The following is a 23,969-nucleotide window of genomic DNA, read 5'->3' as shown; positions in this document are numbered from 1 at the left end:
ATCAAGGTCTCGTTGCAGCGGCGTTAAATAGAAAAATCCACGCGGAAATAGATCGGCGCTTCGCGCTCGGTCAGGGCGTCCGGGCGTTCCAGGGAATGGGCAAAAGTGACGCTGGCGTTCAGATGCTCACCCCGGGCGAACAGCTCCAACGAGTTGCTTGACATGCGCCCGTGCTCGTCACCGCTGTAGCGGTTGCCGCGGATCACGCCTTGGTCATAACCCAGACTGGTGCCGTACTCGGCGAACACCGGACGCAGCCATTGCAGCGTCACCGGCCGGCTCCAGCGCAGGTCGTTGCGCCAGTAGCCGCCGCTGTCGCCGGACAGTGTCTGGTCCTTGTAGCCCCGAATCGACGACAACCCGCCCAGGCTCATGCGCTGCGGGCTGAACAGGGCGTCTTCACTGCGCTGACCGGTCATCAGGCTGCTGAAACTGAAAGACTCGCCGCCCAGTACAAAGGGTTGCAGGTAGCTGAGGGTGGCGGTGTATTTGCGATAACGCGCATCCGGCAGGCCAGGCCCGGGGTCGTGATCGCCCTGGGCGTCGAGGGCACCGATACCATCCTGCATGCCCAGGTCGAGGTTGACAAAAGCAGTGCCGATCCGCCGCCCGTGATTGATACCAAATTGCGCTTCGCTGATGCGATTGCTGCTTTCGGCGAGTTTGCTGTCTTCGACGAAATTGTTGGTGCGCAGGTAGGCCAGCCCGGTGTTGAGGGAGGTCTTGCTCAGCGCATCGCGGTGGATCACCCGCTCCAGGCGCAACTGATGATTCTGGCTGTCGCCGCTCTGCTTGAAATTGAAGCCGTTGGCCTGGCCCAGTGCCCTGTACTCGCTTTGGCTATAGCTGTAGGTCAGGTTCCACCAGCCAAACGGCAGGTTGTAATAAAGCATGCCGTTGCGCGAGGTTTTCTGATGATCGCTGAGGGCGTCGTGGCCGCCACGCAGAGCCAGTTGATCTGCCAGGCCCAAGGGGTTGTCCCAGTCCAGGGAAGCGCCCCATTGCTGCTCGCCGGTGCTCTTCTGCCCATCGTTATGCCGTGACAGGCCGGCGCGCCAGGGTTTCTGCGGGGTGTTCCTGACCAGCACTTCGCTGCCGCCGATGTTCTGCCCCGGCGTCAGTTCCATCGCCACGTTATTGGACGGCAAGCGGTTCAGTTGATCGACCATCTGCTCGATTTCCCGCAGATTGAGCAACTCGCCCGGCTTGCCGGGAAAGCTCATGGCCAGTTCCCGTTCGGACAAGCCACTGCCCTCTTCCCCCTTCAGCCCTTCCAGCCGTCCCTCGACCACCAGCACTTGCAGATGTCCGCTGGACAAGTCCTGTTGTGGCAAATAGGCGCGACTGGTGACCAGGCCTTTTTCCAGGTAATGGTCGGTGATGGCTTTGAGCAGCTGGTTAAGCTGCGGCACGCCCAGGCATTGACCGATGTAAGGCTTGAGCAGACGTTGACGCTCACGTTCGGACAAGGCATCGGCGCCCTTGAGCTCGATGGTCTTGATCGGAAAGCAACGGCTGTCGGCCGGCGTGGTGGGGGCCTGGGGCGCGGCGGATTTGCCCGGCAGGTCTTTGAGTTCTTCAAGGCGCCGGCGCTGTTCTTCGAGCAGGCGGTCCTGGCGTTCGCGGATCAGGTCCGTATCGCCGGGGGTGGGCGCGGCAACGGCGATGTTCATCGCTAGAAAATATAGCGACGCAGCGACAAGCCTCGTCCCTAAGGCAATTACGGACATGTTCGATCCCTCGATACAGAAATGACAGCAAGCGTGCGAGCAGGCCAACCGGATGCAGGCACAGCGTTGCGCGCATACCAGACCGCGCATATCGCCGTCAGTTCAGGAGAGGAAAAACTTTCTGCGTAAAAAAGAGACGCATCTCACAGGATGCGTCCAAATGGCTTGGCTGACCCGCGCTTCCGCAGTTTTCAGGCCTGCCGTTCAGGCGGAGGAAGGCGCGTTGCCCAACGCCGGCACGACGGGCGGCACCGTGCGCTGTCGATTCGACAGCGGCTGCTCCAAGGCGCCTCGTCCATAAAACACCAGCGCCATCAACCAACAGCTCAACCAGACAAAGATCCCCGCCCAGAAGGTATGGGACATGTAGTGCCAACCCTGCAGGACACGTGTGGTGCCGTAAACCAGTCCCAAGGCCAACGCCCCATACATCACCGCTTTGGAATGACGCCAGCGATAACGACGGGCGACGAAGTACAGCGCCAGCAGGGTGAAGCCTCCGGACGCATGGCCACCCGGCCAGCAACGGCCGTCACCGGCGACTTTCAGCAGGTCGAAATTCTGGAACCATTCCTTGTGTTCGATCTTGCCGGCGTATTGGCTGGTTTCCACCGGGCAGTACACGCTGGTATGGCCCTTGAGGTAATGGATAACCCCGGTACTGAGCGAAAAGGCGAAGACAACGTAGAGGAAATCGCGCCGGTGTTTGTAGGCAAAACGTAGCGGTTTCGCCAGTCGGGTTCTGTCCAGTACGCGAAGTAGCCCAGGGCGTTTTTCCGGTGTGAGCAGCGGCCATAAAAACGACAACACGGCACCGATGACGGCCGCCTCCCCCGTCCAGTTCGGAATGGCCCTGGCCCATTTGTGCGTGATTTGCTCGAACAGCCGCACATGCCCCAACGGAAAGACCTGGTGCAACGGGTCATAGAAAAGATTGCTGATGGTTATGTCGATACGGGTCAGATCGAACAGCAGGAACACCACGGCGGCACAGGCCAAGGGAATTCCGAGGTTGAGCCCGTAGAAACGGGCGCGGGCAGACGTCAGCATGAGCGGTCCTGGTCGTGGGAAGAATTACTGGAATGTCACCGAGCGCCAGTCAGGGGCTTCGATAAAACCGAGCAACCGTGGCGCTTGTGGCTGGGCGATGGAAACAAACAGCGAAGCACCGTAGCCGAACGTCGAGGTCGGGCGCAGAAGCGCGGTTTCCATCGCCTGCATGCATTCGCTGTGGGTGACCAGGATCAGGTTGCGACCGGCCACTTTGTGGGCCAGGGCATTGCGTAGCAGGTCATGTCGGCAGTCGAACAGCCAATCGTCACCGGCGCTCACCTTGTTGAACATGTAGCCCGCCGTCTGCGCGGTGCGCACCCGTGGGCTGTTGTAAAGGTCGACGTGGTCCAGGCCCAGTTGTTCGAACCGGGCCCCGAGCCCCACCGCAACGGCACGGGCGCGGTCGGTGATGCCTTCGCGGTCACCCAGGCAAGCAGCCTTGGAGTGATCGCAGCGCTCGACATGGCGCACCAGCACGATCATTTCGCCCTTGGCCCAGCCATCGGCCAGGGCCCGGGCGCCGGCGACGTTGCCGTGGGCCAGGTCCGGCACCGCTGCCGGGCTGAGTAGCCACAGGACCAACGGGACAGCCAGCAGCGCCGAGGCGAGCACGACCACGGTGTTTTGGTAACGGGCAAAACGGCGCCTATCGATCGAGCGCGTCAGGCCGAAAAGACTCAGTCTCAGTTCCACATCAAGCCGCCCCGACGGCATCCACCCAGTAATTCGATGGCGCGACAGTAGAGCGGCCGACGTAGGCAGGCAGTGAAAGCGATGTGAAAAAAAACTTCGGATTCAACGATCGCGCCGCTCACAGCGCTCGATCAGTTACCTCCCCATCCACCAGCCGCCGAATCCTTAGCGGATTGCCGTTCTGCAATGCCTGGGGCAACAACGCATCCGGGTAATTCTGGAAACACACCGGCCGCAGGAAACGATCGATGGCCAACGTGCCCACTGATGTTCCTCGTGAATCGGATGTCGCCGGATACGGTCCGCCGTGCACCATCGCCTCGCACACCTCCACCCCGGTCGGATAACCGTTGAGCAGGATCCGCCCGACTTTTTCCTGCAGTACTTCTGTCAGCCAACGGTACTCCAGTAATTCATCAGCCTCACCGATCAACGTGGCCGTCAATTGTCCGCGCAGGCCGTGCAGCGCCGCCGCCAACTGTGTCCGATTCTCCACTTCGATGACGATGGTGGTCGGCCCGAACACTTCTTCCTGAAGCAATGCATCGCCCTTGAGCAACAGGCTGACATCGGCCTTGAACACCTGCGGCTGCGCCTGGTTGCCCTGTTGCGGTTTGCCCGCCAGGTGCGTCAGGCCCGGATGTTCGTGCAGTTCACCGAGACCGCGGCTGTAACTGGCCAGGGTGCCCAAGTTGAGCATGGTTTGTGGCGGTTGCTGGTTCATGCTCGCGCAGAAGCGTTCCAGAAACAGGCTGAACTGCGGCGAGCGCAGGCCAATGACCAAACCCGGATTCGTACAGAACTGACCGCATCCCAACGTCACCGAACCGGCCAACTGCGCCGCGATCTGCTCGCCGCGTACCGCCAACGCTTCGGGCAGCAGGAACACCGGATTGATGCTCGACATTTCCGCGAACACCGGAATCGGCTGTGGCCGGGTGGCGGCCATGTGGCTCAAGGCGTTGCCACCCTTAAGCGAACCGGTGAAGCCCACCGCCTGAATGGCCGGATGCTTGACCAGCCATTCACCGACACCCCCGCCATAAATCATGTTGAACACGCCGGCCGGCATTTCAGTCCGTTCAGCGGCACGGATGACCGCGTCCGCCACCCACTCGGCAGTCGCCATATGGCCACTGTGGGCCTTGAACACTACCGGGCACCCCGCTGCCAGCGCCGAAGCGGTGTCACCGCCGGCCGTGGAAAAGGCCAGCGGAAAGTTGCTCGCGCCAAACACCGCCACCGGCCCCAGGGCGATGCGGTATTGACGCAGATCCGGACGTGGCAGTGGCTGGCGATCGGGCAATGCGCGGTCAATCCGCGCACCGTAGAAGTCGCCACGACGCAGCACGCTTGCAAACAGACGCAACTGGCTGCTGGTGCGACCGCGCTCCCCTTGAATGCGCCCGGCAGGCAATGCGGTTTCGCGGCACACGGTAGCGATGAAGTCATCGCCCAGCGCGTCGATTTCCTCGGCGATTGCATCGAGAAACGAAGCGCGTCTTTCCGCGCTCAGGTTGCGGTAATCCGGGTAAACCGCAGCGGCGGCCTTGGCGGCGGCATCCACTTCGGCTTCGGATGCCTGGAAGAAGGTGCCGGGCAAGGGCTCGCCGGTGCTCGCATCGAAGCTTTGCAGTTGCAGGGTGCCGTTGGCGCTGCGACGGCCGCCGATGTAGTTGTATCCCTGTGGCAATGTCATGAGGGCATTTTCCTGTTGAGGGCTTAGAGCGCACGCACCTGGCCGATGGGCAGCGGCTGGGCACTCTCGCCGATACCGTTGACCAGCGGCGCACCGAACTCATCGAGGCTGATCCGGAAACGATCCCCCGGCTGTGTCTTCACTCCGTCGGCGAACGACAGGGTAGCGGTGCCGAAGTAGTGCACATGGACATCACCCGGCCGCAAGAACTGCGCGTACTTGAAATGGTGAAATTCCAGGTTGGCCAGGCTGTGGCACATGTTGTCCTCGCCGCTGAGAAAAGCCTTCTCCCAGAGGGTTTCGCCATTGCGCTCGATGCGACTGGTGCCGACCAGATGCCTGGGCAACTCCCCGACGCGCAGCTCCGGGCCGTAGGAGCAACTGCGCAGTTTCGAGTGGGCGAGGTACAGGTAATTGCGCCGCTCCATGACGTGGTCGGAGAACTCGTTACCCAATGCATAACCGATGCGATACGGCAGGCCGTCGTCGCCAATCACGTAGAGGCCGGTCAGCTCCGGCTCTTCGCCGGCATCTTCGGCAAACGGAGGCACCGGGAAGTCCGCGCCGGGGCGCACGACGATGCTGCCGTCGCCCTTGTAGAACCATTCCGGTTGCGCGCCGACCTGCCCCGGCGCCGGCTTGCCGCCCTCGATCCCCCATTTGAAAATGCGCATGGTGTCGGTCATGCCGGCCTCGACCTCACCGTCATGCTGGTGCATCTTGTCCCGCGCCGAGGCGCTGCCCAGATGTGTCAGGCCGGTGCCGCTGATCAGGCAATGAGCCGGATCTTCGTGATCCAGCGGCGGCAGGACTTTGCCTTGGTGCAACAGCGCTGCGTAATCCGGGCCCGGCTCGGTGCCGCGCGAAGCGACTTCTTCATGCAGGCTGCGATTGCCGCGGATCGCTGCAAGCGCCAGTTCACGGGTATTGCGGGTTCCTTTGAGCACTTGAACAAGTGCCCCATCGACGACGCCGACCCGGCGCTCTCCGGCGAAGTTTTCAAATTGAATCAGGCGCATGGTGGCCTCCAGAAATCAGGGTAGGCGCCGCTCATGTACGTAACGCTATTCACTCAAGGCAATCGACCAACCCGTGGCGAGGGAGCTTGCTCCCGCTCGACTGCGAAGCAGTCGTAGACCGGCGGGCGCGGTGTGCCTGATGCTCCGCATTCGGTAGGTTTGGGGCCGCTTCGCGCTGGAGCGCCAGCCCGGCCCAGCGGGAGCAAGCTCCCTCGCCACAGGTCCTTCATCTTTTCTTGAGTGAACAGCATTACGCTCATGTACGGCGCGTCCAGGTCACTCGATGATGTTGAAGTCGCTCAGGTATTCGTCGGAGATTTCCAGGCCCAGGCCCGGCGTGTTGTCGTCGAGCTGGATGTACCCGTTGACCGGTTGCGGCTCGCCCTTGAACACGTAGTAGAAGAGTTCGTTGCCAACCTCGACGTCGAAAACCGGGAAAAACTCGGCCATCGGCGAGGCGGTGGTGGACATCGTCAAGTGGTAGTTGTGCATCTGCCCGGCATGGGGAATGACCGGCACCGACCAGGCTTCGGCCATGGCGTTGATCTTGCGCGCGGCAGTGATGCCTCCGACGCGGTTGGTGTCGTACTGGATGACGTCGACGGCGCGGCGTTCCAACAGGTCTTTGAAGCCGTAGGAGGTGAACTCGTGCTCGCCTCCGGAGATCGGCATGATCCCCATCTTCTTCAGTTCGATGTAGCCTTCGATGTCGTCGGCGATCACCGGTTCTTCCAGCCAGCGCGGTTCGAACTCGGCCAGCTTCGGCAACATGCGCCTCGCGTATTCCAGGGTCCAGCCCATGTAGCATTCGAGCATGATATCGACGTCAGGGCCGGCCAGTTCCCGCAGGGCGCGCACTTGTTCGATGTTGCGGCGCATCCCCGCCGGACCGTCTTTCGGACCGTAGCCAAAGCGCATCTTCAGCGCGGTGAAACCCTGGTTGAGATAGCCCTGGGCCTCTTCGAGAAACAGATCGAGGTTGTCGTTGGCGTAGAGCTTGGAAGCGTAAGTCCAGATCTTTTCCTTGGTGCGACCGCCGAGCAACTTGAACACCGGCTTGTTGACGGCCTTGCCCATGATGTCCCAGATCGCGATGTCGATCGCCGAGATCGCCGCCATGCCGATGCCTTTTCGGCCCCAGGCGTGACTCTGACGGTACATTTTCTGCCAGATGTATTCGTTGTCAAAAGGATCTTCGCCAATGGCGATCGGTGCCAGATAGGTGTCGATGATTTCCTTGGCCACACGCGGTGCCAGGGCGCAGTTACCGATGCCGACGAGGCCGTTGTCGGTCTCGACTTCCACCACCAGCCAGCCGTGGAAACGGAAGGAGCCCATCGCGTCGCCGCGCTCGAACAGGATGTCGCTGGCGTTGGTGCAGAAGTGCGCCTGGGGCGGGACGACTTTGCCCTTCCACTCGAAAACGCGGGTACGGATCGCTTTGATTTTCATGAAATACAGTTCCTTGGGCTGCGGCTTCTTGTCATTGTCGGTCGTGTGCGCAGAGCCTTTTCAGGAAGGGGCTCCGGCATCCGATGGGCCGACTTTAGCCAGCGTCCGAGGACTGCGGATAATCACTTATGCGTATCCGCCGATAGCCTGAGGTGATAGCACATCCGAGTAAGAGAGCAGATCGGGTTATCAGCCATACACAAACAAATGTGGGAGCGAGCCTGCTCGCGAAACGGTGTATCAGCCACTGAAAATGTGTCTGTACTACCGTAATCGCGAGCAGGCTCGCTCCCACAACTGACCGCATTGCTTCCAGGATCAGTGCCGGTTGCGCCCCATCCGGCATGCGATTTCGAAGGCCTGACGCGTAGCACCGACGTTGGCCTTGCCCTGCCCCGCGATATCAAAAGCGGTGCCGTGGGCCGGGGTGGTGATCGGAATCGGCAAGCCGCCCTGCACCGTCACGCCACGGGAGAAACCCATCAACTTGATCGCGATCTGGCCTTGGTCGTGATACATGGTCACGACAGCGTCGAATGCATTGGCATCGCCCTGGACCTTGAGAAAGATCGTGTCTGCCGGATACGGCCCTTGCGCCGCGATGCCCAGCGCCCGCGCCGAGCGTACGGCCGGACCGATGATGTCCAGCTCCTCGCGACCGAACGAACCGTTGTCGCCGTTGTGCGGGTTCAAGCCGCAAACACCGATTCGCGGCTGCTCCAGGCCATTGCGCTTGAGGGCGGTGTCGATCAGTTGAATCGCTTCCACCACCCGCTGCTCGCTGAGCAGGCCCGGCACTGCGGACAGGGCCACATGGGAGGTCACGCGTGAAGTCCAAAGATTGTCGAGCACGTTGAATTCGCAGAACGGTCCGTGGAAATCCAGCAACTCGGCAAACCAGTGCAGTTCATCGCTGTGGGCCATGCCCGCCATGTGCAGCGAGGTCTTGTTCAGCGGCCCGAACAGGATCGCGTCGGTGGTCCCGGCTTCGGTCAGGCGCAGGGCCTTTTCCAGAGTGTCGAGGCTGTAGCGACCGCCAATCACGCTGGCCTCGCTACGGGGGAACTCGCCGACTGTATCGCCGCGAAAGTCATGGAACAGCGGCGTGTCATCGACGAACTCCAACACGTCCAGGGTCTCCACCCGGCGATAAGGAAACTCGCTGCCGGCGATGCGCATGCCGCGACGCATTTCCGCTTCGTCGGCAATCACAATGATATTGGCCTTGCTGCGTACCTCGGGCTCGGCAAGCAAGCGTGCAATCAATTCCGGGCCAATGCCGGCCGGGTCACCCAGGACCATGGCGATAGTGGTTTTTTTCATGCTTCACTCCTCAAGGGTCCATGCCACGCCCGGTCATGAAGCAATGCTCTCGCCTGAACCATGGCATGTACCCCGTTTGTTATTGTTGTGAAATGCCGTCGGCCTGAAGACGTTGCCGAGCACTATCGGAGGCCTGGCGATAACCGTCTAATCAAAACTTGAAATCAGGTGATAGCTTCGGGTTATGGCACCGCGCGCTTTCAGCCTTCGGGTTCTATTTCTGTTTGTTTCAAAAAAGAGCCCCAGCCCTCGACTCTGAACGATGTCCACCGCTCCTTTTCGCGAGCTATAACTCCAGGCTATCGGTGTATGTATTGTTTTGACTAGACGCGGCGCCGGCACCTTTCCACACTCAGGCCAGGCTTGCGGCTTCATCGCGCAGACAAGTCACTCATAACAACGACAAAAACGAGGCCCATCATGCGAAATGCATTCGTCCGTCGCACATCGCGTCTTCTTCTAGGCGGCGCCCTGATTGCCGTCGGCGTCCTTCCCGCCCTTGCTCACGCCGCCTGGCAACCGGACAAGAATGTCGAAATCGTCGTCGCCGGCGGCCCGGGTGGCGGAACCGACCAGCTCGGTCGCCTGATCCAGTCGATCATCACCACCCATAAGCTGCTCGAGGTCAACACCATTGTCCTCAACAAGGGTGGCGGCAACGGTGCCGAGGCCTTCCTCGACATGAAGATGAACAAGGGCGATGCAGAGAAACTGGTGATCGCCACCAATAACGTTTACCTGTTGCCACTGGTTTCCAAGCTCGGCTACCAATGGCAGGAACTGACCCCGATTGCCGCCGTGGCCGAAGATGACTTTATCCTCTGGAGCTACAAGGGCGCGCCGTGGAAAGACGCGAAAGGTTTCTACGAAGCGGCCAAGACCGACCCGGCGAAGCTGCGCATGGGGGGCAGCCAGTCCAAGGACGTCGACCAGACCCTCACCCTGCTGCTCAACCAGACCAACAACAGCAAACTGGTGTACATCCCGTTCAAGAGCGGCAGTGAAGCCGCGACCCAACTGGCCGGCAAACACATCGCGGCCAACGTCAACAACCCCAGTGAAAGCATCAGCCAATGGCGCGGTGAGCAAGTCGAACCGCTCTGCGTATTCAGCAAGGAGCGCATGAGCTACACCGAGAAAGTCGCCGGGAATAAAAGTTGGGCCGATGTTCCAACCTGCCACGAACAGGGCCTGGGCATCGATCAGTACCGCTTCCCGCGTACGGTGTTCATGCCCGGCGATGTCAGTGCCGAACAACGGGCCTTTTATGTCGAGCTGATGCGCAAAGTCACGCAGACCGATGAGTTCAAGGCGTACGTCAAACAGAACGCGCTGGTGCCGACTTTCCTCGAAGGCGAGCCCCTGACCGCCTACATCGAAAAGGACGTCGCCCGCGTCACCCCGGTGTTCAAGGAAGCCGGCTGGCTGAAAAACTGAAGTTGACAGGGCCGCTCGCCCCAGGGCGGTCGTCACCTACTGGAGGTGTTTGATGTCCCATTCTTCGGATTCACCGGCGCTGGTCGGTACCCGTTGGGTCGAGCTCGGCCTGACGCTGTTTACTACCCTGCTCGGTGCCGTGGTGATGTTCGGCAGTGTCGAACAAGGCATCGGCTGGGGCGATGCCGGCCCTGAACCGGGTTACTTCCCGTTCTATATCGGCCTGATACTGAGTGCGGCGAGCGTCGCCAACGGCGTGCTGACGGTGGTGCGCTGGCAGGCCCTCAGTGTTGCATTCCTTACCCGCAGTGCGTTCAAGCAAGTGCTATCGGTTTTCCTGCCCATTGCCCTGTTCGTCGGTGCGATGCCCTTCACCGGCATCTACCTCGCGTCGGCCTGTTTCATTGCCTGGTTCATGTGGCGCGACAAGGTCCGCGCCAAGCCTTACGACAAGTGGATGATCGGTGCGGTTGCCCTCGGTGCGGCGCTCGCCAGCTACCTGATTTTCGCGCTGTGGTTCAAGGTCCCGCTGGATGCCGGCCCAATAGGCGACTGGATTGCCCTGGCCGGGAGAACCTTCAAATGAGCGAGTTCGATTCCCTGTTGCAGGGCATGAACCTGATCCTGACCCCGGGCCACATCGGTCTGATGGTGATCGGCGTTCTGCTGGGCATCCTGGTCGGTGTGTTGCCCGGTCTCGGCGCGCCCAATGGCGTGGCGCTGTTGCTGCCCTTGACCTTCACCATGTCGCCGGTGTCGGCGATCATCCTGCTGTCGTGCATGTATTGGGGCGCGCTGTTTGGCGGCTCGATCACCTCGATCCTGTTCAACATTCCTGGCGAGCCTTCATCGGTGGCGACCACCTTCGACGGTTACCCGATGGCCCGCGAAGGCCGGGCTGCCGAGGCGTTGACCGCCGCGTTCAGCTCGGCGCTGATCGGTGCGTTGTGCGGGGTGTTGTTGCTGACGTTCCTGTCGACAAAAATCGCAGCGTTCGCCATGTCCTTCAGCTCGCCGGAGTTCTTCGCGGTGTACCTGTTGGCGTTCTGCACCTTCATCGGCATGAGCAAGAACCCGCCATTAAAAACCGTGGTCGCGATGATGATTGGCTTCGCCATGGCGGCAGTCGGCATGGACACGGTTTCCGGCAACCTGCGCCTGACGTTCGACCAGCCGATCCTGATGACCGGGATCAGTTTTGAAGTGGCGGTGATCGGCCTGTTCGGCATCGGCGAAATCCTCTGCACGGTGGAGGAAGGCCTAGTGTTTCGCGGCGAACATGCGCGCATTACACCGATGGTGATCTTGCGCACCTGGGCCAGACTGCCGCGTTATTGGTGGACGATCGTGCGCAGCACACTGGTCGGTTGCTGGATGGGCATCACCCCCGGCGGCCCGACGGCGGCATCGTTCATGAGCTACAGTCTGGCGCGACGTTTCTCGAAAAACCGCGACAACTTCGGCAAAGGCGAGATCGAAGGGGTGATCGCCCCGGAAACCGCCGACCACGCTGCCGGTACCAGCGCGCTGCTGCCGATGCTGACGCTGGGCATTCCGGGTTCCGCCACGGCTGCGGTGATGCTCGGTGGCTTGATGATCTGGGGCCTGCACCCTGGGCCGACGCTGTTTGTCGAGCAACACGATTTTGTCTGGGGCCTGATCGCCAGCATGTACCTGGGCAACGTGGTCAGCCTGATCGTGGTGTTGGCCACCGTGCCGCTGTTCGCATCGATCCTGCGCATTCCGTTCTCGATCATCGCGCCAATCATCATCATGGTCTGCGCCATCGGTGCGTACTCGGTGCACAACTCGTTCTTCGACGTGGTACTGATGCTGGGCTTCGGTGCGCTGGGTTACCTGTTCAAGAAACTCGGCTATCCGATTGCGCCGTTGGTGCTGGCAGCCGTCCTGGGGGACAAGGCCGAAGACGCATTCCGTCAGTCGATGCTGTTTTCTGACGGACAGCTGGGAATTTTCTGGTCCAACCCATTGGTGGGCAGCCTGACCACCGCCGCGCTGCTGATGCTGTTCTGGCCGCTGATCTCCAAGGCACTGGGCCTGCTGGTGGGCTTGCGCAAACCCCACGTCGCCGAGGCGAAATCATTGCTGTGACTCGGCACTGCTGGTAACGCCTGGCATTTATTGTCAGGCTTGCCACGGACTTTCCAGCGAGCACCGCCCATGACCCGAATTCCTGTTGCCAATGTCATCCATAGTCGACTGCGTCTGCGCCAACTGCGGCTGATGCTGGCATTGCAGGAATTAGGTTCTCTGCGCCGCGCAGCCGACCACATCGGCATGACCCAACCGGCTGCCACCAAAATGCTGCACGAAGCCGAGGACTTGCTCGGCGTCGAGCTGTTCGAACGCCTGCCCCGTGGCATGCGCTCCACCCCATTCGGGGAAACCGTCATTTACTACGCACGTATGGTCTTCGCCGAGCTCAGCGGCATGCGCGAAGAACTGGTGGCACTCGAATCCGGCAACCTCGGCCGGGTGGCAGTCGGCGCCATTCCGGCGCTGGCTTCGGGACTGCTGACGCGCACCATCGCGACCCTGAAACAAAGCCATCCCCGGTTGTCCATGAGCATCCAGGTCGACACCAGCGACGTGCTGGTACAAGCGCTGTTGCAGGATCAACTGGACATTGTCCTCGGCCGTATTCCCGCCGGTGCCCGCGCCGAAGAGTTGCTCTTCGACAGCCTCGGGGAAGAGGCGCTGTGTGTCATTTGTGGCGCGCAGAATCCGTTGGCGCAGGCGACCCGACTGGGCTGGGCCGAGCTACAGAGCATGACCTGGGTGTTGCAACAACACCCGAGCCCGATGCGCGCAATCATCAACCAGGTGTTTCACAACGCCCGGGTCGATATCCCCAGCAGCATCGTCGAAACCACCTCGATCATGACCTTGCTCTCATTGGTCCAGCAGACCGACATGCTCGGCGTCACCCCGATATCGGTCGTCGAGGATTATCCAGGTCGTGACTTGCTCGCCGTGTTGCCGATCAAGTTCGAAGCCCGGTTGCCACCGTACGGATTGATCACCCGCCGCCATCGCATCCAGTCATCGGCGATGCAGGCGTTCATGAATTCGGTACGTGCCGAGCATGCGCTATTGAACTGACAGGCCCGCGTCAGACGGCCGATCAGCCAATCGATGAGGCCAGCCCCTGCATGAACTTTTCTTCACCCCACGTCCTCGCGGGATTCGCTAACATCGCCTCGCTCATTCAAGAAACTAAGGTTTTAGCCCGCTCTCCCGCGGGCTTTTTTTTGCCTGAATTTCAGGCCGAGTCGCCCGCTGTGCCCCCTGCCTTTCCCGATGTGGAAAAAAATCTTACAGATCCCTCCGTTTCCGCCGATAAAGCTCCGTTACACGTTTTTGCTGGCTCTTAACAACAACAATCTTCCAGCCAACCGACGATAAGCAGCACAACGTTCCTGGAGGAATTTGATGAATAGCTGGTTTGGCAACATTAGCGTCAACATGAAATTGGGCCTGGGCTTCGGCCTGGTGCTGGTCCTGACCTGCCTGCTGGCCCTGACCAGCTGGACCAGTCTTGGCGGCCTGATCGACCGCAGCAACTGGATGAGCGACATCACCCAGCTCAACGCCGGCCTGACCAAACTGCGCGTGACTCGCCTGCAATACATGCTGGCCAACGGTGACGAAACCGCTGCACAGAATGTGCAAACCACCCTTGACGGTTTCGTCGCGCAACAGAACGCGCTGCTCAACAGCTTCAAGAGCCCGGAAAACGTCAAGCTGCTCAGAGAGCAGAGCGCGACCATCAGCGCCTATCAGGTATCACTGAACAAAATGCGCAGCGCTTACCGCACCGGCAACAGCGCTCGTGATGTCATGGGGGCAAACGCCGAAACGGCCTACAAGCTGATCGAGGCCATCGACGCCGATGTGAAGCAAATGGCCCTCAACGATGAACGCTTCGCCCAGTTCCAGGCCATCACTGAAGCCAAGCAGGCGTTCATGCTCGCTCGCTATGAAGTGCGCGGCTACACCGCCAACCCCAACGCCGATACCGAACGCAAGGCCTTCGCCCAACTGGACGCGGCGATTGCTTCGCTCAAGCCGCTGAACGAATATTTTGCCAGCGTCCATCAGGACGAACTGCGTCAGCTGGAAACCACCCTGGTGCAATACCGCAGCGCCGTGCAGGCCTTCAAATCGGCCACGGCCGACGTGGTGCAGGCGCGCAAGGAAATGACCGACCAGGGCGCGACCATCGTTTCCCTGAGCGAACAGCTGTACCAGATCCAGCTCGACCGTCGCGACGCCGAAAGCGCCCAGGCGCGCACGTTGCAACTGGTCAGCACATTGCTGGCGTTGTTGGTCGGCATCATTGCTGCCGTCATCATCACCCGCCAGATCACCCGTCCGCTGCGCGAAACCCTGACCGTGGTCGAACGCATCGCCAGTGGCGACCTGTCGCAGGATGTGATCGTCACCCGTCGCGATGAGCTGGGCGTACTGCAACAGGGCATCGCGCGCATGGGCGTGACGCTGCGCGACCTCATCAGCGGCATCCGTGATGGCGTGACTCAGATCGCCAGCGCCGCCGAAGAATTGTCGGCGGTCACCGAACAGACCAGTGCCGGGGTCAACAGCCAGAAAGTCGAGACCGACCAGGTCGCAACCGCCATGCACGAAATGACCGCCACGGTGCAGGAAGTTGCCCGCAACGCCGAAGAAGCCTCCCAGGCAGCGGCCGCCGCCGACGGCGAAGCCCGTGCCGGCGACCAGGTGGTCAGCGAAGCCATTGCCCAGATCGAACGCCTGGCCAGTGAAGTGGTGCGCTCCACCGACGCCATGAGCGTGCTGCAACAGGAGAGCGACAAGATTGGCGCAGTGATGGACGTGATCAAGGCCGTGGCCGAACAGACCAACCTACTGGCGCTCAACGCCGCCATCGAAGCCGCCCGCGCCGGTGAAGCCGGTCGTGGCTTTGCGGTCGTCGCCGACGAAGTCCGTGGCCTGGCCCAGCGCACCCAGAAATCCACCGAGGAAATCGAAGGCCTGGTGGCCGGCCTGCAGAACGGCACCCAGCAAGTGGCCGCCGTGATGAACAACAGCCGCAACCTCACCGACAGCAGCGTGGCCCTGACCCGCAAGGCCGGCGTATCACTGGAGAACATCACCCGTACGGTGTCGAACATCCAATCGATGAACCAGCAGATCGCCGCCGCCGCCGAGCAGCAAAGCGCCGTGGCCGAGGAAATCAGCCGCAGCATCATCAACGTGCGCGACGTGTCCGAACAGACCGCCGCCGCCAGCGAAGAAACCGCGGCGTCCAGCGTTGAACTGGCGCGGCTGGGCAGTCAATTGCAGCAGATGGTCAGTCATTTCAGGGTTTGACGAAACGCGTTTGCCCGCTTCTTTGAAGAGGCGGGCAAACTGATCAAGCGATTCGCGATATCTGTTACGCACTGATCGCATTGGTAAACACCAACCGATTCCCGAACGGATCACTGATGGTCATGTCCTGGCTACCCCATGGCATGGCCTGGATTTGTGGGTGGGCGTAGCGGTATTGCTTGGCCATCAACTGTTGCTGGAACGCTTCCAGCTCATCGGTCTCGATCCGCAGCGCCGAGCCCGGCGTGCAATCGCCGTGGTGTTCGGACAGGTGCAGCACGCAATCACCGCGCGACACTTGCAGGTACAACGGATAGTCGTCACCAAAGCGATGTTGCCAGTCGACAGTAAAGCCCAGGAAATCGACATAGAACGCCAAGGCCTTGGTTTCATCGAAAATCCGCAGGATCGGGGTGGTCTTACCGAAGCTCATGGGTTGCTCCCTGGCTGAAATGACCCAGTTTAGATGGGTTGACCCCAATGCTTCGGCCTATCAGCCGGCTTCTTTAGTGTCGTAGTGCCATTATTGTGGCGTCAATTAACGTTATATCAGCCGCTTACACATCTTTAAAAGTCCGAAATCCCTGGCGCAGATTGCCTTCCCGCGCCAGGAATCGGCCTTCCCGGCGGCCGTTTGCCTGGCCATCGCGATAACTCAGGACGCCGTTGATCCATACGCCATCGATGCCCTCGGCAGCCCGTTGCGGCTGGTTGAAATCGGCGACGTCGCGGACGGTTTGCGGATTGAACAACACCAGGTCGGCCCAATATCCTTCATGGATTTCACCCCGCTCTTTCAGGCCAAAGCGTGCAGCCGAAAGGCCGGTCATCTTGTGCACGGCGGTGTGTAACGGAAACAGCCCGATGTCTCGACTGAAATGTCCCAGCACCCGTGGGAAAGCGCCCCACAACCGAGGATGGGGAAACGGGTCCTCGGGCAAGCCGTCGGAGCCGACCATCGACAATGGGTGTGCGAGGATGCGTCTTACGTCGCTTTCGTCCATGCCGTAGTACACCGCGCCGGCCGGCTGCAAGCAGCGCGCGGCTTCCAGCAGTGGCATGCCCCATTCGGCGGCGATGTCGATCAAGTCCCGTCCGCTCATGTGCGGGTGCGGCGTCGACCAGGTAATAGTGATGCGATGGGCATCGGTCACTTGCTTGAGGTCCAGCGTCGAAGAGCTCGCCGCGTAGGGATAACAGTCGCATCCGACGGGATGGTTTTTGGCGGCACTTTCCAACGCCGCGAGCACCTGTGGGCTACGCCCCCAGTTACCGGCCCCCGCACATTTGAGGTGGGAAACGATTACCGGGCTCCGGGCATGACGGCCGATCTGGAAGGCCTCGTCCATCGCTTCCAGCACCGGTTCGAATTCGCTGCGCAAATGGGTGGTGTAGACCGCGCCGAACGCTGCCAACTCTTCGCTCAGTTGCATGACTTCATCGGTCGACGCGCAGAACGCGTTGGCGTAGGCCAGCCCGGTGGATAAACCCAGCGCACCGTCCTCCAGGCTTTCGCGCAGTTGCTGACGCATGGCGGCGATTTCTCCGGCGCTGGCGGTGCGCAGCAGATCGTCCAGGTGGTTGCTGCGCAGCGCCGTGTGCCCGACCAGTGCCGCGACATTGACCGCCGGCGTGACAGCTTCCACCGCCGCACGATAATCAGCGAAACGGGGGTAGGCGAACGCCAGGGCAGTACCGAGCAGGTTCATCGGGTCCGGTGGATCGCCCCGCAGGCTGACGGGCGCAGCGCTGATGCCGCAATTGCCGACAATGACCGTGGTGACGCCCTGACTGAGTTTGGGCAGCATCTGCGGTTGGCGTATGACCACCGTGTCGTCGTGGGTATGCACGTCGATGAATCCCGGCGCCAATACCCGGCCGGCGGCGTCGACTTCTTCAGCCGCCCGGGCGGCGCGGAGGTCGCCGATGTGCTCGATATGACCGGCGCGTATCGCCACGTCGGCGCTGTAGCCGGGCTTGTCGCTGCCGTCGATGATCAGCGCGTTGCGAATGAGCGTGTCGTAGTGCATGTCAGTCTCCCAGCGGCAGGTCGTCCTCGCCGCCTCGGTAATCGTCCAGGGCGAGCTTGACCCGCCGCAGGCGCTCTTGATTGTCTTGCGGATGGGCCAGCGCCAACTCGGTGGCGAGCACATCGATCGCCAACAGCATGCCGTAGCGCGCCGCCGTGGGTTTGAAGATGAAGGAGGTTTCGGCGCCTTGCAGGGGCAGCACCACATCCGCCAGGTGGGCCAGCGGCGAGTCGACACGGGTAATCGCCAGGACCGGTGCACCGTAGCTGCGCGCCAGTTCCACCGCGCCGAGCAGCTCCGGGGTGATGCCGGTCAGTGAACAGGCAATCACCAGATGCTGATCGCTCAGCGAAGTGGCCGTGATACGCATCATCAGCGGGTCGCGGCAGGCGGCGATCGGGTAGCCGAAACGCACCAGCCGCACCTGCAACTCTTCGCCGCACAGCGCCGACCACCCGCCGAGCCCGAACGCATGGATCATCCGCGCCTTGCCGATCATCCGAACCGCGTCGGCGAAGCGTGACTCTTCGAATGCCGACAGGTGCTGGCGCAGCGTCGATTCGATATCGCCGACGATCTGCCCATAAAACGCCGACTGCTCGGGCGCGCCCGTGGGGTCGAGGAAACGGCTACCGACGCCACTGGCCTGGGCCAGTTGCAGGCGCAGATCGCGCAAATCGCGGCAACCGACGGTCCGGGCAAACCGCGACAGCGTGGCACTGCTGACTTCAGCGCGTTGGGCCAGTTCATCCAGGCTGGCGGAAGCGGCAAATCCTACGTCGTCGAGCATCAGTCGGGCGATTCTTCCTTCGCCTGCACTAAAGAAATCCTGACGGGAGCGGATCTGGTAAAGGATGTCCATGACGGCACCTCTGTTGGAGCGCGATCAGAGCACGCGCGCAAGCCCGAGGGTCAGGCCGAACGCGACCAGGGAGATCAACGTTTCGAGCACGGTCCAGGTCTTGAAGGTTTGGGTGACGGTCATATTGAAGTATTCCTTGATCAACCAGAAGCCGCCGTCGTTGACGTGGGAAAAGATCACCGAACCAGCGCCAGTCGCCAGCACCAACAGTTCAGGATGGGGATAACCGAGGCCGATCGCCACGGGCGCGACAATGCCCGAGGCCGTGGTCATCGCCACCGTCGCCGAACCGGTGGCGACGCGCATCAACGCGGCGAACAGCCAGCCCATGACCAACGGCGACAACTGAAACTCCTGGGCCAGCCCCACGATTTGCTGGGTCACGCCAGCGTCCACCAGAATCCGGTTCAAACCACCGCCGGCGCCCACCAGCAAAGTGATGCTGGCCGTCGGCGCCAGGCACTCGTTGGTGAATTTGAGGATCGATTCGCGGTTGAAGCCTTGGGCCAGGCCGAGGGTCCAGAAGCTGAGAATGGTCGCCAGGAGCAAGGCGATCACCGAGTTGCCGATAAACAACAGGAACTGATTGAAACCGCTGCCCGGCGTGGAAATCAGGTTGGCCCAGCCACCGATCAACATCAGGACCACCGGCAACAGGATCGTCCCTAACGTGATACCGAATCCCGGCAGGTTGGCACGTGGCTCGCGGTCGAGAAATTGCCGCTCCAATGGGTTCTCGGCCGGCAGCTGAATGCGTGGCACGATGAATCTGGCGTACAGGGGACCGGCGATGATTGCGGTGGGAATGCCGATCAGGATCGCATACAGCAGGGTCTGCCCCACCGAAGCCTGGAATGCCTGCACCGCCAGCATCGCCGCAGGATGCGGTGGCACCAGGGCGTGGACCACCGACAACCCGGCCACCATCGGCAAGCCGACCATCAGGATCGACACGCCGACACGCCGGGCAATCGTGAATGCGATAGGCACCAGCAGCACAAAGCCGACCTCGAAAAACAACGGCAACCCCACCAGGAACGCAATACACACCATCGCCCAGTGAGCGTTGCGCTCGCCGAAGCGCTCGATCAGCGTCTGCGCCATCCGCTCCGCGCCACCGGACTCGGCCATCATCTTGCCGAGCATCGTGCCCAAGGCCACCACCAGCGCAATGTGCCCCAGCGTTTTACCCACACCCGCCTCGTAGGCGCCCACGACGCTGGACGCTGGCATCCCGGCCAGCAGCGCCAGGCCGATGGAAACCAGGGTAATCACGATGAACGGGTTGAGACGGTAGCGCGCGATCAGGACAATCAGCGCAATGATCGCGATCGCCGCGTAGACCAACAGCCAATAACCGAAATCAGGGGCCATGCGTTACTCCTCGAATGGGGTGACGTCGTTGTTTATGAAACTCATAAATCATTTCGAGAAGAAATCTACAAACCCGCTGAAAGTAATTTTCGCCCACAGACAAAAAATGTCGCGCAGGGACATCAAGACAAGGCCCCAATGAAAATCCACAGCCGAATTTTCATCGCCAGACAGGCCCTTCGTGGCGAGGGAGCTTGCTCCCGCTGGCCTGCAAAGCAGGCCCCCGGAAAGCCAATCACTGGCCCCAAGGTCCTCGATTCCGTACCATTCCCCCTGCTTTTCGCACCACGTCTTCGGCAGCCGACGCTTCACCGGCGCCCAATCAGGTAAACCATGAAACCAGCTCGTCTTCGCGCCGACGCCCTCGCCGGCCTCACCACCTCTTTCGCCTTGCTCCCGGAATGCATTGCCTTCGCCCTGGTTGCGCATCTGAATCCGCTGATGGGTCTGTATGGCGCCTTCATCATCTGCACGTTGACCGCCCTGTTCGGCGGGCGGCCGGGCATGGTGTCGGGGGCGGCGGGATCGATGGCGGTGGTGATCGTCGCGCTGGTGGTGCAACACGGCGTGCAGTACCTGCTGGCCACGGTGCTGCTGGGCGGATTGATCATGATGGCGTTCGGGCTGCTGCGGCTGGGCAAGCTGGTGCGGATGGTGCCGCACCCGGTGATGCTCGGTTTCGTCAACGGCCTGGCGATCGTCATCGCGTTGGCGCAACTGGAGCACTTCAAGAGCGACGGAACCTGGCTGAGCGGCGCCCCGCTGTACCTGATGGCCGGCCTCGTGGCGTTGACCATGGCCATCGTCTATCTGCTCCCGCGCCTGACCCGTAGCGTACCGCCGGCCCTGGTGGCAATCCTCGGGATTGGCCTGGCGGTGTACTTGCTTGGCCTGCCGACCCGGACGCTGGGCGACATGGCCCACATCGCCGGTGGCTTGCCGGTCTTTACCCTGCCGGATATCCCCTGGAACCTGGAAACCCTGCTGATAATCGCGCCCTATGCGGTGGTCATGGCGATGGTCGGCCTGCTGGAAACGCTGCTGACCCTCAACCTCACCGACGAAATCACTGAGAGCCGTGGTTATCCGGACCGTGAGTGCGTGGCATTGGGCGCGGCAAACATGGCGTCCGGCCTGTTAGGCGGCATGGGCGGTTGCGCCATGATCGGCCAGACGGTGATCAACCTAAGCTCCGGCGGGCGCGGCCGCTTGTCCGGAGTAGTGGCTGGGGTGATGGTGTTGCTGTTCGTGCTGTTCCTGTCGCCACTGATCGAACGCATCCCGCTGGCCGCGCTGGTGGGCGTGATGTTCGTGGTCGCTCAGCAGACCTTTGCCTGGGCCTCGTTGCGGGTGATCAACAAGGTGCCGGCCAATGATGTACTGGTGATCATCGCGGTCACCGTCATCACCGTGTTTACCGACCTGGCCGTCGCGGTCCTTTGCGGGATTATCATCGCGGCGCTCAACTTCGCCTGGCAACAGGCCCGGGAGTTGTACGCCGACACGCACCTGGAAGCCGATGGCAGCAAGCTTTATCGGCTGCACGGCACGTTGTTCTTCGCCTCGACCACGCCGTTCCTCAACCAGTTCGACACGGCCAACGACCCCAACCTGGTGACCCTGGACTGCCGCCACTTGAGCTTCGTCGACTACTCGGCCATCGCCGCGTTGATGACCCTGCGCGAGCGCTACAGCAAGGCGGGCAAGCATCTGCGCGTGTTTCATCTGTCCGAGCGTTGCAAACAGATGCTCAAGCGCGCGGGTGTGCATCACGACTAAAGATAGGCCAACACAAAACCCTGTGGGGGCGAGCCTGCTCGCGAAGGCGAAAGACCAGGCAACATGTGCTTCGACTGACAGACCGCCTTCGCGAGCAGGCTCGCTCCCACAAGGGTGTTTACTCTTACGGCTCGACCGGCGCGACTCACGCCATCTCATCAAGAATCCAAGCCACCACCGACGTGCGCTTCGGTGTCCACCCCAACAACTCGCGGGCATTCTTGCCGCGCACGCGGCTGTTGGAGCCCAGGCCGTAATTGGCCATTTCATAACCCCACTCGGCTTCGGCATCCGCCAGCGGCCAATCCTGCGGTTCGCCCTGGTTCAGCGCCTGAGCCATCGCGGTGGTCATCTCGATGAACGAAGCTTCACCGCTTTCGACAAAATAGAAGGTGCCAGGCTGGTTGCGGGTCAGGGCCAGGGTATACAACTCGACCACGTCCTCGCTGTGCACATTGGACCAGATGTTCTGCCCCGGTCCGACATGCCGCACCACGCCGCTTTTGCGTGCCTGCTTGAGCAGGCGCGGCAGTTGCACGCTGTCACGCTTGACGCCCAGGCTGTGGCCGTAGATCAGCGTGTTGCAGATCACCGCCGAATTCACGCCATGCTTTGCCGCGTCGAGAATCAGGTTGTCGATCGCGACACGGGGCGCCTTGTCGGCGGTAGGTTGCGGCAGGGAGTCTTCGTAGTAGATGTCATCGCTGGCACGACCGCCCGATGCGTCGCCGACAATGCTCGAACCGCTGGTATGCAGCAACACCTTGTTCGAGGCCTTGAGCGCTTCGACCAACGCTTCGGCCGCGCCACGATGGTCGCTGCTGGCGGCGTTGATCACCGCGTCGGCGGCTCGCGCCTGTTCGATCAGCAGCGCGCTGTCTTCGAGGGTGCCGATAACCGGGGCGATGCCCAGTGCGCTCAACTCGTCGGCTTGTTCGGCGTTGCGCACCAGGCCAGTGACGTGATGGCCGGCCCGCACGAGACCGGTAGCAATGGAACCGCCGATGAAGCCGGCAGCGCCGGTAACAAATACTTTCATGGGATAACTCCTTGGCGAGATCAGTGATGGGACGAGTATCGAGGAGCGTTCCTTGACGAAACAGTCCACGTTGCCCAAATCACTCTTGCCTTGAAGTCACGAATCAGCCCTTGAATTCGCGCGAGGCGTACCCGGCGAGCTTGCCTTGGATGAAGTCCAGGAAGCACTGGATCCTCAGCGCCAGTTGAGAGTTGCGGTAGTACACCGCGTTGATCGGCTGGCGGTAGCCGCTGTTGGCATCGGCCAGCAGCACCTTGAGGCGGCCGGCGCTGATATCGTCGCGCGTCATGAAATCCGACAGGCAAGCGATGCCCTGCCCTTGCAGCGCCAGGTGACGCACCGTTTCGCCGCTGGACGCGCTGATGGCCGGCTGGATCGGCCAGCGATCACCGTGGATGTGGCGCAGCGGCCACTGGTTGAGCCCGTCGTTCTGGGCAAACCCCAGCAGCGAATGCTCCGCCAACTCGGCCACGCTTGAAGGTGTGCCATGGCGCTTGAGGTAGGCCGGGCTGGCGAGGATGTGCAACGGACTGCATCCCAGCGACCGTGCATGAAGCGTCGAGTCGGTCAGGGTGCCGATGCGGATGGCGACGTCTGTGCTTTGCTCGAGCAGATCGATGATCAAGTCGTTGCTGTTGAGTTCGAGCTGGATGTCTGGATATAGCGTGCGGAATTCTTCGATATGAGGAACGATGGCGTGCAGCATGAACGGCGACGCGGCATTGATCCGCAAGCGCCCGGCGGGGTTCTTCTGGCGGGAAGACAGGCGCTCTTCCAGCTCGTCCATCTGGTCGAGAATGCCCTTGGCCTGCTCGAAGAAGTACCTGCCTTCTTCAGTCAGGTCCATGCGCCGCGTGGTGCGGTTGATCAGCGTGGTGTCGAGCTTGGCCTCCAGGCGCGACAACGTACGGCTGACCGCCGACGGCGTCTGCCCGACCTGCTCGGCGGCGGCGGAAATCGATCCACATTCGATCACGCAGACAAAAATCTGCAACTCGTCGGATCTGGCTTTCACAGACATCCTCTCGTGGAATGCATATACCGATGTAGCGATCGCCTTTGTGGCGAGGGAGCTTGCTCCCGCTGGGCGCGTAGCGACCGCTTTT

At 61.4% G+C, this 23,969-nt stretch carries 19 protein-coding genes and 1 pseudogene; 7 read left to right on the top strand and 13 right to left on the bottom strand.

Features of this window, described 5'->3' with window-relative positions:
- Window positions 1–23 precede the first annotated feature (23 nt).
- The 7 genes from J3P97_RS03430 to J3P97_RS03400 form a co-directional block, all read right to left on the bottom strand.
- The gene (locus J3P97_RS03430) at window positions 24–1,730 is read right to left on the bottom strand and encodes a ShlB/FhaC/HecB family hemolysin secretion/activation protein (protein WP_434673486.1); all 1,707 of its coding nucleotides are present in this window, start codon (window positions 1,728–1,730) and stop codon (window positions 24–26) included.
- A gap of 204 nt (window positions 1,731–1,934) precedes the next feature.
- Window positions 1,935–2,780 (bottom strand): phosphatase PAP2 family protein, encoded by an 846-nt coding sequence (locus J3P97_RS03425; RefSeq protein WP_434673485.1) that lies wholly within the window; start codon window positions 2,778–2,780, stop codon window positions 1,935–1,937.
- Window positions 2,781–2,804: 24 nt separating this feature from the next.
- Window positions 2,805–3,476, bottom strand: a complete 672-nt coding sequence (locus J3P97_RS03420) for a histidine phosphatase family protein (protein ID WP_434673484.1) — start codon at window positions 3,474–3,476, stop codon at window positions 2,805–2,807.
- Window positions 3,477–3,594: 118 nt separating this feature from the next.
- Entirely contained in the window at window positions 3,595–5,175 is a 1,581-nt protein-coding gene (locus tag J3P97_RS03415; RefSeq protein WP_434673483.1) for an aldehyde dehydrogenase (NADP(+)), read from the bottom strand.
- A gap of 23 nt (window positions 5,176–5,198) precedes the next feature.
- Complete coding sequence (araD1, locus tag J3P97_RS03410) at window positions 5,199–6,194, bottom strand: AraD1 family protein (protein WP_434673482.1); 996 nt, start codon at window positions 6,192–6,194, stop codon at window positions 5,199–5,201.
- A 276-nt stretch (window positions 6,195–6,470) separates the two neighbouring features.
- Window positions 6,471–7,646 (bottom strand): L-rhamnonate dehydratase, encoded by a 1,176-nt coding sequence (locus tag J3P97_RS03405; protein ID WP_305496980.1) that lies wholly within the window; start codon window positions 7,644–7,646, stop codon window positions 6,471–6,473.
- Window positions 7,647–7,964: 318 nt separating this feature from the next.
- The gene (locus J3P97_RS03400) at window positions 7,965–8,969 is read right to left on the bottom strand and encodes a 4-hydroxythreonine-4-phosphate dehydrogenase PdxA (RefSeq protein WP_434673481.1); all 1,005 of its coding nucleotides are present in this window, start codon (window positions 8,967–8,969) and stop codon (window positions 7,965–7,967) included.
- 420 nt (window positions 8,970–9,389) lie between these two features.
- On the opposite strand from J3P97_RS03400, the gene J3P97_RS03395 reads away from it, so the two are divergent.
- The 6 genes and pseudogenes from J3P97_RS03395 to J3P97_RS03370 all read left to right on the top strand — a co-directional run bounded on the left by J3P97_RS03395 (window position 9,390) and on the right by J3P97_RS03370 (window position 15,779).
- Window positions 9,390–10,406: a Bug family tripartite tricarboxylate transporter substrate binding protein gene (locus tag J3P97_RS03395; protein ID WP_434673480.1), complete on the top strand. Its 1,017-nt coding sequence runs from the start codon at window positions 9,390–9,392 to the stop codon at window positions 10,404–10,406.
- A 52-nt stretch (window positions 10,407–10,458) separates the two neighbouring features.
- Entirely contained in the window at window positions 10,459–10,992 is a 534-nt protein-coding gene (locus tag J3P97_RS03390; RefSeq protein ID WP_434602746.1) for a tripartite tricarboxylate transporter TctB family protein, read from the top strand.
- Window positions 10,989–12,518 (top strand): tripartite tricarboxylate transporter permease, encoded by a 1,530-nt coding sequence (locus tag J3P97_RS03385; protein ID WP_434626264.1) that lies wholly within the window; start codon window positions 10,989–10,991, stop codon window positions 12,516–12,518. The genes J3P97_RS03390 and J3P97_RS03385 overlap by 4 nt, the downstream gene beginning before the upstream one ends.
- 69 nt (window positions 12,519–12,587) lie before the next feature.
- Window positions 12,588–13,529 (top strand): LysR family transcriptional regulator, encoded by a 942-nt coding sequence (locus J3P97_RS03380; protein ID WP_434569885.1) that lies wholly within the window; start codon window positions 12,588–12,590, stop codon window positions 13,527–13,529.
- Window positions 13,530–13,859: 330 nt separating this feature from the next.
- Window positions 13,860–14,873, top strand: a pseudogene (locus J3P97_RS03375) (methyl-accepting chemotaxis protein); the annotation flags it as partial.
- Window positions 14,874–14,915: 42 nt separating this feature from the next.
- A complete protein-coding gene (locus J3P97_RS03370) occupies window positions 14,916–15,779 on the top strand; it encodes a methyl-accepting chemotaxis protein (protein WP_434604984.1) in 864 nt (287 codons plus the stop codon).
- 64 nt (window positions 15,780–15,843) lie between these two features.
- Here J3P97_RS03370 and J3P97_RS03365 read toward each other — a convergent pair whose 3' ends face one another.
- The 4 genes from J3P97_RS03365 to J3P97_RS03350 all read right to left on the bottom strand — a co-directional run bounded on the left by J3P97_RS03365 (window position 15,844) and on the right by J3P97_RS03350 (window position 20,045).
- Window positions 15,844–16,212: a glyoxalase superfamily protein gene (locus J3P97_RS03365; protein WP_434673479.1), complete on the bottom strand. Its 369-nt coding sequence runs from the start codon at window positions 16,210–16,212 to the stop codon at window positions 15,844–15,846.
- 124 nt (window positions 16,213–16,336) lie between these two features.
- Window positions 16,337–17,809 carry an N-acyl-D-amino-acid deacylase family protein gene (locus J3P97_RS03360; RefSeq protein WP_434673478.1) on the bottom strand — a complete coding sequence of 491 codons (1,473 nt, stop codon included), beginning with the start codon at window positions 17,807–17,809 and terminating at the stop codon, window positions 16,337–16,339.
- Between the two features lies 1 nt (window position 17,810).
- Window positions 17,811–18,671, bottom strand: coding sequence for a MurR/RpiR family transcriptional regulator (locus J3P97_RS03355; protein WP_434602742.1), 861 nt, complete (start codon window positions 18,669–18,671; stop codon window positions 17,811–17,813).
- Between the two features lie 24 nt (window positions 18,672–18,695).
- A complete protein-coding gene (locus J3P97_RS03350) occupies window positions 18,696–20,045 on the bottom strand; it encodes a gluconate:H+ symporter (protein WP_434569889.1) in 1,350 nt (449 codons plus the stop codon).
- A 333-nt stretch (window positions 20,046–20,378) separates the two neighbouring features.
- Here J3P97_RS03350 and J3P97_RS03345 point away from each other — a divergent pair, with 333 nt between their 5' ends.
- Window positions 20,379–21,824 (top strand): SulP family inorganic anion transporter, encoded by a 1,446-nt coding sequence (locus J3P97_RS03345; RefSeq protein WP_434673477.1) that lies wholly within the window; start codon window positions 20,379–20,381, stop codon window positions 21,822–21,824.
- Between the two features lie 145 nt (window positions 21,825–21,969).
- Here the strand turns inward: J3P97_RS03345 and J3P97_RS03340 are convergent, their stop codons facing one another.
- Together J3P97_RS03340 and J3P97_RS03335 are read right to left on the bottom strand one after the other, a co-directional pair.
- Entirely contained in the window at window positions 21,970–22,863 is an 894-nt protein-coding gene (locus J3P97_RS03340) for an NAD-dependent epimerase/dehydratase family protein (RefSeq protein WP_434673476.1), read from the bottom strand.
- A 103-nt stretch (window positions 22,864–22,966) separates the two neighbouring features.
- Window positions 22,967–23,878 (bottom strand): LysR substrate-binding domain-containing protein, encoded by a 912-nt coding sequence (locus J3P97_RS03335; protein ID WP_434602739.1) that lies wholly within the window; start codon window positions 23,876–23,878, stop codon window positions 22,967–22,969.
- Between the last annotated feature and the right edge of the window lie 91 nt (window positions 23,879–23,969).

Origin of the sequence: Pseudomonas sp. R1-15, assembly GCF_051132085.1 — a bacterium.
Lineage (GTDB): Bacteria > Pseudomonadota > Gammaproteobacteria > Pseudomonadales > Pseudomonadaceae > Aquipseudomonas.
This window is presented reverse-complemented; position numbering and strand designations above follow the sequence as displayed.